This window comes from Methylocella sp. CPCC 101449 (assembly GCF_031921685.1).
Classification (GTDB): Bacteria; Pseudomonadota; Alphaproteobacteria; order Rhizobiales; family Beijerinckiaceae; genus Terripilifer.
Window position 1 is genome coordinate 440,608 of the sequence record NZ_JAPDHU010000003.1, and the last position, 13,948, is coordinate 454,555.

Sequence of the window (13,948 nt, forward strand, 5' to 3'; positions counted from 1 at the left end):
CCAGTTGCTGGGTAAGATGACTTGGTAAAATGACTTGCAAGATCATTTGGAGGAAACATGCGCCTGAATAGTTGTCCCTGCTGCGCCGCCTTTGCCGGCGGCTTCGCCGCCCGCCCATCGGAAACCGGCGCCAGCGCACCCATCCCCAAATCTGGCGGCCCCGTCGATCGCAAAGTGCTGGAAGAATTTGCCGCGGCCAGCCGCATCCTCGCCGATCAAGGTGTCGTCGATGCCTTCGGCCATGTCACCTTGCGCCATCCCGATGCGCCGGATCGTTTCTTCATGGCACGGGCTATTGCGCCCGCTTTGGTGACCGCCGATGACATCATGGAGTTCGATCTCGACTCGGTCGCCTGCGAGAACAAGGGCCGCAACGGCTTCCTCGAACGCTTCATCCACGGCCAGATTTTCAAGGCACGGCCCGACGTGATGGCGGTTGTCCACAGCCATTCGCAGTCGGTCATTCCCTATGGTCTGGTCGGCACGCCCCTGCGCGCCATGTTCCATAACGCCGCCTTCCTGGCCGAGGGCGTCCCCGTTTTCGACATTTCCAAGAAGTTCGGCGCCACCGACATGTTGGTCGGCAACAATGAAAAGGGTGTCGAGCTGGCCAATGTTCTGGGCGACAAGCCAGTGGTGCTGATGCGCGCCCATGGCAGTGTTGCCGTTGGCCCCAGCTTGCAAAGCGCCGTGTTCCGCGCCGTCTATACGGAGGTGAGCGCCCGTATGCAGACCGCTACCATGATGATCAGCGGCGGCGGCCAGATCGCCGCGCTGACCAAGGAGGAAGGCGCGCTCGCCGATGCAGTCAATATGGGCGCCGCCAGCCGCGCCTGGGACCTGTGGAAGCGGCGCGTCGGCGCGGCTTAATTATGATGCCTGGCGCGCCAGCACCCGGTCGACCATCTCGCCGCATTGGCCGAGATAGTTGGCCGGATCGACAAGGCGCGCCAGCGCTGCACGGTCAAGATGCGCGGAGATTTCGGCGCTCTCCACCAGCAGGTCGAGGAAAGAGCGTTTGGTCCGCACCACCTCGCGACAGATGTCATAGACGAGATCATGGGCGCGCTGACGGCCAAGATAAGGCCCAAGCCCCATCATCACCGCCTCCGAGACGATCAACCCGCCGCTGAGATCGAGATTGCGCCGCATGGCCTCCTCATTCACCTGCAAGCCGGCAGTCAACGTCCTGGCATGCATCAATGCACCGGATGCCAGGCAAAAGATTTCAGGCAATGAAATCCATTCGATCTGCCATGGTCCGGTGGAGCGTTCGTGATCGGCGATATTGGCATCGAGCAAAGCCGCCACGTGATAGCGCACCGACGACGCCAGGCCATGAATATAGGCTGACGAGATCGGATTGCGCTTCTGCGGCATGGTGCTTGAAGACCCTCGCCCCTCATGGAACGGCTCCATCACCTCTTCGACTTCGCTCTGCATCATCAGCTTCACGTCCATGGCGATCTTGCCAAGGCTGCCGCTGACGAGCCCGAGGAAACAGCCGGTTTCGGCGATACGATCGCGCATCGTATGCCAGGCGATGTCGGGCTGGCCGAGACCGAGTTCCGCGCAGAGCGCCGCCTGTACTTCGAGCCCGCGTCCGCCAAGCGACGACAAATTGCCGGCGGCACCGCCAAACTCGCCCACCAGCAGGCGCGGCTTCAACTCTTGCAGCCGCTCGAGATGACGCTGAAAGCCGGCGAGCAACACAGCCATCTTATAGCCGAAGGTCACGGGCACCGCCTGTTGCAGATTGCTGCGCGCGGCGATCGGCGTATCGCGATAACGCCGCGCCAGATCGGCAAGCGCCGAACAGATCGCTTTCAGATCGCGTTCGACAAGTGTAAGCCCGGCGCGGATCTGCAAAATGCTGGCGGTATCGGTGATGTCCTGCGTCGTCGCGCCCCAATGGCACCATTCGCCAAGGCCGTCGCGGCAGAGCCCAACCAATTGCTGCACCACGCCAAGAATCGGATAACCGATCCGCTCCGTCTGGCTCTTCAGGCGAACAAAGTCGATCTGCGATACGTCGCAATGCCTGACGATTTCATCGCAAGCTTCCTGCGGGATGATGCCCAGACGGGCCTGCACTTTCGCCAACGCCGCTTCGATATCGAGATAGTATTGGGTGCGTCCTTCATCGGAGAAAATAGCGCGCATATCGGGTGCACTGAAAATGTCGCCCAACACATGGGAATCGATGATCGTCGCAGCCATATTTCCTCCGTCCGGCTCATGGCCCGACGATCAATACGCCATCCATGAAGCCATTCTATCAGTTGAGCTCGATCCGCGCCCGGCTGAGCACGTCCTGCCAACGTTTTGATTCTGTCCGCATCATAGCGGCAAATTCTTCCGGACCAGACCCGATCGGTTCGGCGCCTTCGGTGGCGAAACGCGCCCGCACCGCCTCGCTGTTGATCGCGTCGATCGTCGCTTTGCGCAAGGTGGCGATGACCGGTGCCGGGGTGCCATGCGGCACGACAAAGCCATACCAGGCACCGATTTCATAATTGGGAAAGCCCTTCTCCACAAAGGTCGGCACATCGGGCAAACGTTTGACGCGCGTCTTCGACGTCACCGCCAAAGTGCGCACGATCTTACCGTCGATTTGCCCGGTCACCGACGGGAGGGTGGTGATCATGAAATCGACCTGCCCGCTGATCAAATCGTTCAATGCCGGGCTCGCGCCGCGATAAGGCACATGCGCCACATCAAGCCCCGCCACCTGCGCCAGCATGATGACGGCAAGATGACTGGCCGAACCATTGCCGGCGCTGCTGTAACTGAGCTTGCCCGGATGGGCTTTGGCATAGGCAAGAAGTTCAGCGACATCATTGAAACGCGATTTCGCCGACACGACGAGCACCAAAGGCGCTGATGTAATCAACGTCACCGGATCGAACGCCTGCAACGGATCGAGCTTCAGCGATTTGAACAGATGCGGATTGACCACCATCGGCCCCTGATTGGCCATCAGCACCGTATAACCATCAGGCGCGGCCGCCGAGGCGATCTGCGAAGCGACATTGCCGCCGGCCGTGCCGTTGTTCTCGATGACCATCGGCTGCCCGAGCTTTTCCGCGACCGCCTGTGCCACCAGCCGCGCGATCGCATCGGTGCCTCCACCCGCCGCATAAGGCACGATCAACCGGACAGGCCGATCCGGATAGGATTGCGCCGAAGCCGGGATCGCGGCAAAAGCCAGCGCCGCACCCAGACAAGCCATTCGCCAAAGACGTGCAATGTGTTGCATGGCCGTTCCTCCCGCCGTCATTCTGGCGGAGCGAACAAGCGGAGACAACGTTCTCAGCGCCAGTTGGCGCTTTCTTCGCGCAGATAGTCGACCAGTTGGCGCACCGGCCGCGCTGCGCGCCGCTGCGGATTGATCAGCATGCGGATATCGAGAAACAGGTCCGGCCCATCGACATCGATCAGCATGAAACGGCCGGCATCGATATCCGGCTGCACGGAGGCTTGCAGCGAACAACACAGGCCAAGCCCCGCGGCACCCAATTCCCGCACGACGCTGAATTCCGTGCCCTCTGCAACAATGTGCATGCGATCGACGCCGATGCCCTGCAACAGGCGCCGCTGCGTCTGCCCGAACAGAGACGTCGCCACCGGGCCGACGAAATCATATTGCGCCACTTCGGCCGGCGGCACGCGCTTGCGCCCAGCCAGCGGATGGTCGGGCAGAGCGAAGATCACGAAGCGCATGCGTCCGATGAGGGTCGAGGGAAAGCCCACGGTCTCGCCACCGGACAACAGGCAACCGACATCGGCCGCGCCCATGCGCACGGCGGCAATGACCTCTTCCTGAAAGGCGATGCGTACGGACAGGCGAATCCGGCGATTGTCCTTGGCGAAATGCGCCAAGGCGGCGCCCATCATCGTATGCGCCAATGAGCGCTGGCAGGCCAAAGCGACATTCTGTTCGACGGAAGACTGCGAGGCCATATCGGCCTCAAGCTTTTGTGCCTGCGCCAGCAGCTCCCGCGCATGGCCCAGGAAATTACGCCCGACTTCAGTGAGCACGGCCTGGCGGCCGCTCTGGCGCTCGAACAGCCGGCCAAGTTCCTTCTCCAGGGCCATCACATGGGCGCTGATCGACGGCTGGGCGATGCCAAGCCGTCGGGCGGCGGCGGCGAAAGAGCCCGTCTCGACGATGGCGACGAACACCTGCAGACGGCGGAGCGTGAAAGCTATCATCCCCATAGTTATAGTCTAAACACTATATTTAACCAAGCCCGCCCATGGCTTGCTTTGCCTCATCCGAAGGCATTCGATTGCCCGGCACGACAGCAATGGCCGCAGCAAGCGGCCAGGCATCTCAACGGCGGCGCAGTCCGTCAGTGCGCCGGGAACGGCTAGGGAGGAAACGCACATGGATGGCTTCATCCGACGGCCAGAAATTTTACGGCCCGGGATTTCGCGGCGAAACGCCTTGGCGCTGGCTGCCGCCGCGCCGCTCGTTCTGACATCGCGCACGGCTTTCGCCGCCGACAAACTGCGCATCGGCAAATCGGTCGGCACATCCTTTCCCTTCACCGGCGCCGACCTCGGCCTCGCCAAGGGCCTCTTCGCCGCCGAAGGCATCGACGCTGAAGTTTCGGTGTTCCGTGGCGACGGCCAGATGCAACAGGCCATGGCTGCCGGCGCCATCGACATCGGCCTCGGCTCGGGCCCCGGCATGGGTTATGCGGTGAAAGGCGTGCCCGGCATCGCCGTGGCGGCGCTCGCCGGCGAGCCGCGCAACATGTCGCTCGTCGTCATGAAAGACGGGCCGATCAAATCGGTCGACGATCTCAAGGGCAAGCGCATTGGCGTCACCACTGCCGGCTCGCTCACCGATTGGCTGACGCGCAAACTCGCCGACAGCAAGGGCTGGGGTCCGCAAGGCATCGACATCATTCCCATGGGCGAAATGCGCACGCGCCTCGCCGCCATGAAATCCGGCGAACTGGTCGGCAGCGTCAATTCGATTCAGGAAACCTGGAATCTGGTCGAACAGGGCCAGGGCCGCTTGCTGGCGACTTTCGCCGAGGCCGTTCCCGACTTCCACACCCATGTCATTTTCGCCCATCGCAACCTGGTCGAGAAGAATCCCGAACTGGTGCGGCGCTTCCTGCGCGGCTGGTTCAAGACCGCCCATTACATGCGCGACAACCGCGCCGACACGGTGAAATTCATCGCCGGCGTCATGAAGATCAGCGAGAAGGTGATCGACGACAGCTACGACTATGAATTGAAAATGCTGTCGATGGACGGCGCTTTCAATCCGAAGGCGATCGAAACCATCCGTTACTCGCTGAAGGATCTCGGCGTGCTCGACCGCATCCCCGAAGCGAAAGAGCTTTTCATGCCGGGCTTCGCGCCGGTGAAACTGTAAGCAGAACGCATTTGTAAATCGCCGGGAGCCATGCTCCCGGCAAACATGGTTTGGAGCCGGAGCGCGTCGCGAGCATGCAAAACAATCAGGATAAGATCGCGATCTCGATCAGAAACGTGACGCAACGCTTCGGTGACGCCAGCCAGCCAGATAGCGTACTCGCTCTCGACAACGTTTCGCTCGATATCAAAAAGGGCGAGTTCGTCTGCCTGCTCGGCCCATCCGGCTGCGGCAAGAGCACCTTGCTGAATGTCGTCGGCGGCTTGTTCAAGCCGACGAGCGGCACGGCAACGGTGGAAGGCCGCCTCGTCGACGGCAAGCCGCATCCCGACAAGATCGCCTTCGTCTTCCAGGAAAGCACGTTGTTCCCCTGGTACACCGTGATCGAGAATTTCCACATCGCGCTCAAATTCCAGGGCATCCCCAAGGCCGAATGGGACGATCGCGCCATGGCGGCGCTACGCGCCGTCGGCATGGCTTCCTTCGCCCGCCACTATCCCGATCAACTCTCTGTCGGCATGCGCCAGCGCGTCAACATGGCGCGCGGCATCTGCGTGAAAACCGACATTCTGCTGATGGATGAGCCTTTCGCCGCACTCGACGAACAGACCCGCATGGTGCTGGGCGAAGACCTGTCGCAGCTGCTCGCCGAAACCGGCAAGACCATCGTCTTCGTCACCCACTCCCTGGCCGAAGCGGTTTTCCTATCCGATCGCATCGCCGTGTTCACCGCGCGCCCAGGCAAGATCAAGACGATCATCGACGTCGACACGCCGCATCCGCGCTCGCCCGACTTCATGCTGGAGCCGAAGTTCAGCGAATTGCGCAACGAATGCTACGCCCTGCTGCGCGACGAGATTCGCGCCACCATGGCGTTGCAGCGCGATCCGCAGGCAGTCTGACATGGACCGCTCATCGCTCTCCTCTCGCTCGGTCCAATGGGCCTTTCTGGCACTTGCCGCCGGTGCTTGGTATCTGGCAACGGCAACTGGCAGCGTCAGCCGCCTGTTCCTGCCGCCACCACGCGAGGTTTTCACCGCGCTTGTCGCGCTCGTGCAGACCAACGCCTTCTGGTCGGCGGTCCTCGTCACGGCGTCAACGGTCGCTAAGGCCTATGTCCTCGCGCTGATCATCGGCATTCTCGCCGGCTATCTGGTCAGCCGTTCGAAACTGGCGGTCGCCACGATCGAGCCGGTGATCTCGGGCCTGTTCACCATCCCGATCACTCTGTTCTTCCCGATGTTCATCCTGTTCTTCGGTGTCGGCACGGGATCGAAAGTCGCCTATGGCGCGACCTACGCTTTCTTCCCGATCGCCCTGAACACCATCGCCGCCTTCGCCAATATGGAACAGCGCTATCTGCTCGCCGCGCAATCCATGGGCGGCAACCGCTGGCAAATTTTCCGCTACGTGCTGATGCCCGGCGCCCTGCCCGTGCTCTTCACCGGCCTGCGCATCGGTTTCTTCATCTGCCTCGCGTCGGTGCTGGGTGGCGAGACCATCTCTTCGGTCGCTGGTGTCGGCCGCAACATCGCGCTGACCGCCGAGCTGATGGAGCCCGGCCGAATGTTCGCCTGGATCAGCTTCGTCGTCTGCATGTCGGTGGTGTTGAACCTGCTCGCCTTCAGCTTCGAAAACCGCATCAGGGCGAGGTAACCCATGGCATCGCTCTCCTCCGCCACCTCCACACCCGCAGCCAGCAGCACGCCGATCTGGAGCCGCTTGGCACGCAGTCCCTTCTGGCTGCGGATCGCCTTGATCGCCGCCATCCTGCTGCTGCTTGAATATTACGGCCGCTTCCATGCCGATCCGGCTTTCATGCGGCCGCCCAGCGCCGTCGTCGAAGCCTTCTTCACCTCGGTCATCTCCGAGCCGAAGATCGTCTCGGCCCTATGGCTCTGCATCACCGAGATATCGATCGCCTATGGCATGTCGGTAGTCTTCGGCGTCGCCATCGGCCTCATCGTCGGCGCCACCAAGTTCAGCCGCGCCGCGCTCTTCCCCATCATTCTGCTGCTGTTCGCCATCCCGCAGGTTTCCTTCATGCCGCTGGTCATTCTGATCTTCGGCCTGGGGCCGGCGGCCAAGATCGCCTTCGGCTTCTCGCACGGTATCTTCCCGATCATCGTCAATGTCGTCGCCGGCATGCGAGACGTGAAGGAACTGCATCTGCGCGGCGCGCGCTCCATGGGCGCCTCGAAAGCCGACATCATCCGCCATGTCATCTTGCCGAACATGGTGCCGAGCCTGTTCACGGGCCTGCGTCTCGGCATGACGCTGACCCTGCTCGGCGTCATCCTCGCCGAACTCTACGTATCGACAGGCGGTGTTGGCTATTACACCCGCGTCTTCGCCGAGAACTACAATCCGGCGCCGCTCTTCGCGCTCATCACCAGCCTGGCGGTGATCGCCATCTTCTTCAACGAAATCGTCCGCATCGCGGAAAACACCCTGACGCCCGGCAAACGCCGTGCGCCGCGAATCCAGTCTAAATCGGTGCAGAAATGAATATTGTAGGCGTAGATATTGGCGGCACTTTTACCGACCTGGTCGGCTGTATCGATGGCAAGATCGTCACGGCCAAATGTTCCACCACCCCGGCCGATCCGACCCGGGGCGTCGCTGACACCTTGCGTGAAGCGCAGTGCGATCTGCCGCAATTGAGCGAGGTGCTGCATGGCTCGACCATCGCCATCAATACGGTGTTGGAGCGCAAGGGTGCCCATACCGCGCTCATCACCACGCGCGGCTTCCGCGACGTCTATGCCATCGGCCGCGGCAATCGCATCGAGGCCTTCAATCTCTGGTTTCACCGCCCCAAGCCTTTGGTCGAACGCCGCCTGACCTTTGAAGTCACCGAGCGCGTCAATGCCGCTGGCGAAGCCATCGTGCCGCTGGTCCTGAGCGAAGTCGAAGCCATCGCCAAGGAGATCAAGGATCAGAAGATCGAGGCGGTCGCCGTTTGCCTTCTGCATTCCTACGCCTTCCCCGATCACGAACGCGCCATCGGTGAGATGCTGCGCCGGCTCAATCCTGGCCTGTTCGTCACGCTCAGCCACGAAATCCTGCGCGAATTCCGCGAATACGAACGCACCTCCACCACCGTGCTCAATGCCTTCGTCGGTCCGCGCGTCAGCAATTATCTCGGCACGCTCGACAGCTACCTGCGCGGCGAGAATTTTGGCGGCAAACTGCATCTTATGCGCTCGAACGGCGGCGTGATGTCGCTCGATCAGGCCAAAGCGCAGCCCGTCTCCATGATGGAGTCAGGTCCCGTCGCCGGCATGATCGGCGCCGGCCGGCTGGCTCAACATCTTGGCCTCGAAAAGTGCATCGGCTTCGACATGGGCGGCACCACCGCCAAATCGTCGTTAATCACCAATGGCCGTCCGGCGATCGAAGAAGGCTATGTGATCGGCGATCACGCCTCGGGCCAGCCGATGCAATTGCCCGTCGTCGACATCGTCGAGGTCGGCAATGGCGGCGGCTCGATCGCCTGGGTGGATGGCACCGGCGGCCTGCATGTCGGCCCGCGTAGCGCCGGCGCCGATCCTGGCCCTGCCTGCTACGGCAAGGGCTCGATGGATCCTGTTGTCACCGATGCCGATCTCGTGCTTGGCCGCATCAACGGCGACCGCTTCCTCGGTGGTAACATGTCGCTCGACAAGGCGGCCGCCGAACGCGCCGTCGACCAGACGGTCGGCAAGCCACTCGGCCTTGGCACCAAGGAAGCGGCGCTGGGCATCGCCACCATCGCCGACAACAATATGTCGCTGTCGGTGCGCGCCGTCTCCGTCAACAAGGGCGTCGATCCGCGCGACACCGCGATGATCGCCTTCGGCGGCGCTGGCCCTCTCCATGCCATCGCCATTGCGCGCGAAATCTTCATCCCGCGCGTCGTCATCCCGAAACTGCCCGGCACCTTCTCGGCACTCGGCATGCTGATGGCGTCTTGGCGGCAGGATTTCGTGCGTACTCTCGTCGGCCGCCTCGATGCGCTCGACACGACGCTGGTCGAACGCGTGTTCAAGGAACTGGCGGAAGACGGCAAGGCGCAGATGCAGCGCGACGGCATCGGCAATGACATCGCCGATTTCCGTTTCTATGCCGACCTGCGTTACGTCGGCCAGGAACATGCCCTACCGATCCCGATTACGTCACCGACCATGCTCACTGGCGATCAAAGCCGGGTGCGCGAACTGTTCAATGTCGAACACGACCTGCGCTACGGTCAGTCGGCGCTCGAGGAACATCTCGAAGTCGTCAATCTGCGCTTAGTGCTGACCGCCGCGCGCAGCGACACCATCGCCGAAGCCTGGCTGACCCAGCCCTGGACGCCGACGGACACCACCGAGGAAACCAGCCGCGACGTGATCTTCGACAATCCGGAAAAGCCCTTGAGCACCCGCATTCTCTGGCGCCCCGCGCTGCCTGCCGGTTTCACCTTCACAGGTCCGGCGGTCATCGAGGAACCCAATTCCACCATTCTCATTCATCCGGGAGACAAAGTGACCGTGACGGACGCTGGCCATCTCATCGTCGATCTCGCCGGCAAGGAGGCCTGAGCATCATGACCAAGAATGTCGATGCGCATCCAATCACCGTCGAAGTCGTTCGCAATTCCATTGTCGCTTACGCCGATGAGATGGGCAATGCGCTGTGCAAAGCCGCTTATAACATGATGATCTACGAGGTCCGCGACTTCTGCTGCGGTCTCATCGACACCAAAGGCCGCATGATCTCGCAAAATCGCGGCGGCCTGCCGATCTTCCTCGCCGATCTCGGCGTCGCCGTCGAGGATGGCATCAAGCGCTGGGGCCTCGATGGCTTCAAGCCGGGCGACATCATGATCATGAATCATGAGGTCTGCGGCCAGCATCTCAACAATGTCGTCATCTACGCCCCCTGCTTCGTCGACGGAGAGCTCGTCGGCTTTGCCGCCAACCGCGCCCATTGGGTCGACATCGGCGGCATGCGCATCGGCTTCGGCTCGTCATTGACGACGGAAATTTTCGCCGAAGGCCTGCAACTGCGCTCTCTTAAAATCTACGAAGAGGGCAAGCGCAACGAGACCCTGTGGCAGATCATCCACGACAACGTCCGCTTCCCAGATGCCAGCCTCGGCGACCTCAGGGCGCAGGTCGCTTCCTGCCAACTGGGCGCGCGCCGCTATGGCGAATTGATCAAGCGTTATGGCCGCGCCACGGTGGAAGCCTGTATCGAACGCATCTGGGATCAGGCCGATCGCGCCGTACGCAATGTTATCGAAAAAATTCCCGATGGCATCTATGAGGCCGAAAGCGCGCTTGATAACGACGGCCGCAGCCTCGATCAGCCAATCCGCATCAAGGTGACGGTGGAAATCAAGGGATCGACCATGGGCGTCGATTTCTCCGAGATGAATCCGCAGACCCACTCGCCTCTGAATTCCGGCAAGTCGGGCGGCATCGCTGCCGCGCGCGTCGCCTTCAAGGCGATCACTTCGCCTGATCTCGACGTCAACGAAGGCTGTTTCCGCGCCCTCGACGTGAAGATTCCCGAAGGTACCATCGTCAGCGCCAAGCCCGGCACCGCCATCGGCCTGTGGAGCATCGCCCTGCCGACGACCATCGACACGATCCTCAAGGCGCTGGCGCCCGCTTTGCCGAATATGATCCCCGCCGCCCATAAGGGCGACATGGGTGGTTGTTCATTCTACGGCTTCAAGCCGGATGGCACGCGCTTTCTGCTACTCAATATTTTTGGCGGCGGCTGGGGCGGGCGACCGTCGGAAGATGGCGAAGACGCCAGCGTCTCCGTCTGCCAGGGCGACGTGCGCAATTCGCCGGTCGAACTGCAAGAAATCCGCTATCCTATTATGGTCGACGAACACGCCTTGCGCGATGATTCGGGCGGCCCGGGCAAATTCCGTGGCGGCCTTGGCGTGCGCATCACTTATCGCACCTTGGTGCCTTGCAAGGTGACGATCAATTGCGAACGCACGCGCGTGCCACCCTGGGGTCTCGCCGGCGGCGGCAATGGCGCGCACAATGCCGCGATCATCAAGCCGACCGAAGGTCCCGAGCGGATCGTTTTCAAAGGTACAGAAATTCCGCTCGACGCGGGCGATCGCGTCACCTTCCTCACCGCTGGCGGTGGCGGCTATGGCGATCCCAGAGACCGCACCCGCGACTCCACCAGCAATGACGTGGCTCAAGGGTTCGTGAGTGCCGAAAAAGCGAGCGAATTCTACGGCTGGACCAAAACGGTCGCACCGAAAGTGCGGAGCGCCTGATCCATGGCGACCTCGACCCATCCCGCGCGCTTGAAAGCGCTCGCCGCCTCCATGGCGGCGGAGAATACGGACGTGCTCGTCCTCTTCGGCAACAATTGGCATGCCGATCACCTGCGCTATGCCACCGACTTCGGCATTCAGGAAGGACAAGGCATCGCTTTGGTGCGCGCCGATGGCGCCACCACGCTCATTCTCGATGATCCGGCCGAAGCCGAACGCGCCCGCGCCGAAGCGGCGATCGGCGACATTCTCTATGCCCCCTCGCTGGTGAAGGAAGCACGCCGACTGCTGACACGTGAAGGCAACCGCCAGATCGGCGCCGCGCCCTTCCATCTCCTGCCCTATGGTCTTCTCAATGGTGAGAAGGATCTGCGCGTCAACGACGGCACCAAGGTCATCGAGCGTCTGCTGATGACCAAGCTCGAAGTGGAAATGGATGCGGTGCGTCGCGCCGCCAAATTGGCTGACGAAGGCTATGCCATTTTCCGCGATGCCGCCCGCCCCGGCCGCAAGGACTACGAACTCGTCGCCGAGATCGAGACCTTCTTTCGTGCCAAGGGTGTCCCAGAAAATTTCATGATCATTGGCGTCGGCGGCCAGGAGGTGCGCGGCATGGCGCCTCCGGGCGGCAAGGTGCTGAAGCCAGGCGATATGGTGACGACCGAACTCACCCCCTGCGTCGATGGCTATTACGCGCAGATCTGCCGCACGCTTGTGGTTGGTGAAGCCAATGAAGCGCAGAAGCAGGCCTTCGCCGTTTATCTCGAAGCCATGGAAGCGGGCATCGCCGCCGTTGCGGCAGGCGTCACCGCCGCTGAGGTCGCCAAGGCGGAGAATGACGTCTTCCGCAAATTTGGCCTGGGTGATTACGTCACCAGCGAATATACGCGCGTGCGCGGCCATGGCATGGGCCTGTTCCCTGACCAGAAGCCGCAGATCCTCGAAGACGTGCAGATACCGCTCGAAACGGGCATGACGATCATCGTCCATCCCAACACCTATCATCCGGCGGTCGGCTATCTCGTGCTCGGCGATTCCCTGATCGTGCGCGACCGGGGCCATGAACTTCTGTGCGGCACGCCGCGCCAGCTTTTCTCCGTTCAGTAGATTGAGGATCAGATGCGTCGCGGCCTGATGGCATGGGATGAGCAGGAGTTGCCGCGCGCGGCGCTCGAAACGCGTGTGGCTTTGCTGCGTGAGGCCGTGCAGGCCATCGGCTGCGACGGATTCGTCGCCTATACCAATATCGCCAAAGGCGCCGCCGTCGCCTGGCTCAGCGGCTTCCAACCTTATTGGAACGAAGGCCTGTTTTATGTGCCGGCCACCGGCACGCCCCTGTTCGCCACCGCCTTGTCGAAGCGCGTTGCCGAATGGATCGGCTCGGTCATGCCGATCGGCCAGGTGCAGACCACACCAAAGCCGGCTTTGCTGATTGCCCAGCACATCGCCCAAAACGCAGGGCAAAATAAAACCAAGCGTATCGCAATTCTCGAACTCGACGATTTTCCCGCCGGCCACGCCAAGACGTTCCTCGAAAACATCCCTGGCGTCGAACTCGTCGACGGCACTGCGGCTTTCGCCAAAGCCCGCGCTCATGTCGATACGGCCGAGCGTGGCCTGCTCGCCCATGCCGATCGCCTGGCCGAAACGGGATTGGCCGCGATCGACGCCAAGGCCGCGAATGCCCAGCAAGCCCTTGCACCTTGCGACGAACATGCCCGCCTGGGCGGCGCGGAAGAGTGTTTCGCCACGGTCGCGCCCGATCTGCAAACATCGGCGCGATTCCAGCGAACGGATACGGCCGGCGCCCTCGGCCAGACTTTCGCCGTGCGCTCGTCGCTTGCCTATAAAGCCACTTGGGTACGCCGCACCCGCTCCTTCACCCGCGATGCCAACCTTGTGCCGCGCTTCGCCGCGGCCGACGCATTGCTGGCAAGCTTCCAGCCGCCGACCGAAGGCTCGTTGGCCAAAGCCATCGCCGGCCATTTCACCGGGCCGGACCTGCGGGTGGAAAGCTGGCTCGCCGAACAGCCGGCCGGCAGCAGCCCGTTGAGCGGCGTCGCCGCCTCCGCCGGTTCGGAGGAAAACTGGCAGCGCCAGGCACCTTTCGTGCTCAATATCGAACTGTCGCTGAACGGTGCCCGCTGGCTCGGCGCCCGCCTTGTCGGTTAGTTGATCCCCAACCCCGTATCTCTGCCACTGGCCTCAAACATTGGCTTGGCGTTATCATGCGTGCCATAAGACCGGCCGGTAGGCCGACGGCGTAGTGAGAGAAACGC

12 protein-coding genes are annotated in these 13,948 nt (G+C 62.1%); 9 read left to right on the forward strand and 3 right to left on the reverse strand.

Going from position 1 to position 13,948, the window contains the following annotated elements:
* The first annotated feature begins 57 nt into the window (after window positions 1–57).
* Window positions 58–870, forward strand: coding sequence for a class II aldolase/adducin family protein (locus tag OIM99_RS22265; RefSeq protein ID WP_311852675.1), 813 nt, complete (start codon window positions 58–60; stop codon window positions 868–870).
* Here OIM99_RS22265 and OIM99_RS22270 read toward each other — a convergent pair whose 3' ends face one another.
* From OIM99_RS22270 to OIM99_RS22280, 3 genes are read right to left on the reverse strand one after another with little or no spacing between them, the layout of a single operon-like run.
* The gene (locus OIM99_RS22270) at window positions 871–2,220 is read right to left on the reverse strand and encodes an adenylosuccinate lyase family protein (protein ID WP_311852676.1); all 1,350 of its coding nucleotides are present in this window, start codon (window positions 2,218–2,220) and stop codon (window positions 871–873) included.
* A gap of 58 nt (window positions 2,221–2,278) precedes the next feature.
* Window positions 2,279–3,259, reverse strand: coding sequence for a tripartite tricarboxylate transporter substrate binding protein (locus tag OIM99_RS22275; protein WP_311852677.1), 981 nt, complete (start codon window positions 3,257–3,259; stop codon window positions 2,279–2,281).
* A 53-nt stretch (window positions 3,260–3,312) separates the two neighbouring features.
* Window positions 3,313–4,221 (reverse strand): LysR family transcriptional regulator, encoded by a 909-nt coding sequence (locus OIM99_RS22280; RefSeq protein WP_311852678.1) that lies wholly within the window; start codon window positions 4,219–4,221, stop codon window positions 3,313–3,315.
* Window positions 4,222–4,390: 169 nt separating this feature from the next.
* On the opposite strand from OIM99_RS22280, the gene OIM99_RS22285 reads away from it, so the two are divergent.
* The 8 genes from OIM99_RS22285 to OIM99_RS22320 all read left to right on the forward strand — a co-directional run bounded on the left by OIM99_RS22285 (window position 4,391) and on the right by OIM99_RS22320 (window position 13,841).
* Complete coding sequence (locus tag OIM99_RS22285; RefSeq protein ID WP_311852679.1) at window positions 4,391–5,395, forward strand: ABC transporter substrate-binding protein; 1,005 nt, start codon at window positions 4,391–4,393, stop codon at window positions 5,393–5,395.
* A gap of 74 nt (window positions 5,396–5,469) precedes the next feature.
* Complete coding sequence (locus OIM99_RS22290; RefSeq protein ID WP_311852680.1) at window positions 5,470–6,297, forward strand: ABC transporter ATP-binding protein; 828 nt, start codon at window positions 5,470–5,472, stop codon at window positions 6,295–6,297.
* A 1-nt stretch (window position 6,298) separates the two neighbouring features.
* On the forward strand, window positions 6,299–7,051 hold the full coding sequence (locus tag OIM99_RS22295; RefSeq protein WP_311852681.1) for an ABC transporter permease: 753 nt from the start codon (window positions 6,299–6,301) through the stop codon (window positions 7,049–7,051).
* A 3-nt stretch (window positions 7,052–7,054) separates the two neighbouring features.
* Entirely contained in the window at window positions 7,055–7,903 is an 849-nt protein-coding gene (locus OIM99_RS22300; RefSeq protein WP_311852682.1) for an ABC transporter permease subunit, read from the forward strand.
* Complete coding sequence (locus OIM99_RS22305) at window positions 7,900–9,960, forward strand: hydantoinase/oxoprolinase family protein (protein WP_311852683.1); 2,061 nt, start codon at window positions 7,900–7,902, stop codon at window positions 9,958–9,960. The genes OIM99_RS22300 and OIM99_RS22305 overlap by 4 nt, the downstream gene beginning before the upstream one ends.
* Before the next feature lie 5 nt (window positions 9,961–9,965).
* Window positions 9,966–11,669: a hydantoinase B/oxoprolinase family protein gene (locus tag OIM99_RS22310; RefSeq protein ID WP_311852684.1), complete on the forward strand. Its 1,704-nt coding sequence runs from the start codon at window positions 9,966–9,968 to the stop codon at window positions 11,667–11,669.
* A 3-nt stretch (window positions 11,670–11,672) separates the two neighbouring features.
* Window positions 11,673–12,776, forward strand: coding sequence for a Xaa-Pro peptidase family protein (locus OIM99_RS22315; RefSeq protein ID WP_311852685.1), 1,104 nt, complete (start codon window positions 11,673–11,675; stop codon window positions 12,774–12,776).
* Between the two features lie 12 nt (window positions 12,777–12,788).
* The gene (locus OIM99_RS22320; protein ID WP_311852686.1) at window positions 12,789–13,841 is read left to right on the forward strand and encodes an aminopeptidase P family N-terminal domain-containing protein; all 1,053 of its coding nucleotides are present in this window, start codon (window positions 12,789–12,791) and stop codon (window positions 13,839–13,841) included.
* The last annotated feature ends 107 nt before the right edge of the window (window positions 13,842–13,948 follow it).

Bases quoted from the DNA above. Each gene is read 5' to 3' on its own strand.
- OIM99_RS22265 (WP_311852675.1), top strand. From the start codon at position 58: ATGCGCCTGAATAGTTGTCCCTGCTGCGCCGCCTTTGCCGGCGGCTTC.
- OIM99_RS22270 (WP_311852676.1), bottom strand. From the start codon at position 2,220: ATGGCTGCGACGATCATCGATTCCCATGTGTTGGGCGACATTTTCAGT.
- OIM99_RS22275 (WP_311852677.1), bottom strand. From the start codon at position 3,259: ATGCAACACATTGCACGTCTTTGGCGAATGGCTTGTCTGGGTGCGGCG.
- OIM99_RS22280 (WP_311852678.1), bottom strand. From the start codon at position 4,221: ATGGGGATGATAGCTTTCACGCTCCGCCGTCTGCAGGTGTTCGTCGCC.
- OIM99_RS22285 (WP_311852679.1), top strand. From the start codon at position 4,391: ATGGATGGCTTCATCCGACGGCCAGAAATTTTACGGCCCGGGATTTCG.
- OIM99_RS22290 (WP_311852680.1), top strand. From the start codon at position 5,470: ATGCAAAACAATCAGGATAAGATCGCGATCTCGATCAGAAACGTGACG.
- OIM99_RS22295 (WP_311852681.1), top strand. From the start codon at position 6,299: ATGGACCGCTCATCGCTCTCCTCTCGCTCGGTCCAATGGGCCTTTCTG.
- OIM99_RS22300 (WP_311852682.1), top strand. From the start codon at position 7,055: ATGGCATCGCTCTCCTCCGCCACCTCCACACCCGCAGCCAGCAGCACG.
- OIM99_RS22305 (WP_311852683.1), top strand. From the start codon at position 7,900: ATGAATATTGTAGGCGTAGATATTGGCGGCACTTTTACCGACCTGGTC.
- OIM99_RS22310 (WP_311852684.1), top strand. From the start codon at position 9,966: ATGACCAAGAATGTCGATGCGCATCCAATCACCGTCGAAGTCGTTCGC.
- OIM99_RS22315 (WP_311852685.1), top strand. From the start codon at position 11,673: ATGGCGACCTCGACCCATCCCGCGCGCTTGAAAGCGCTCGCCGCCTCC.
- OIM99_RS22320 (WP_311852686.1), top strand. From the start codon at position 12,789: ATGCGTCGCGGCCTGATGGCATGGGATGAGCAGGAGTTGCCGCGCGCG.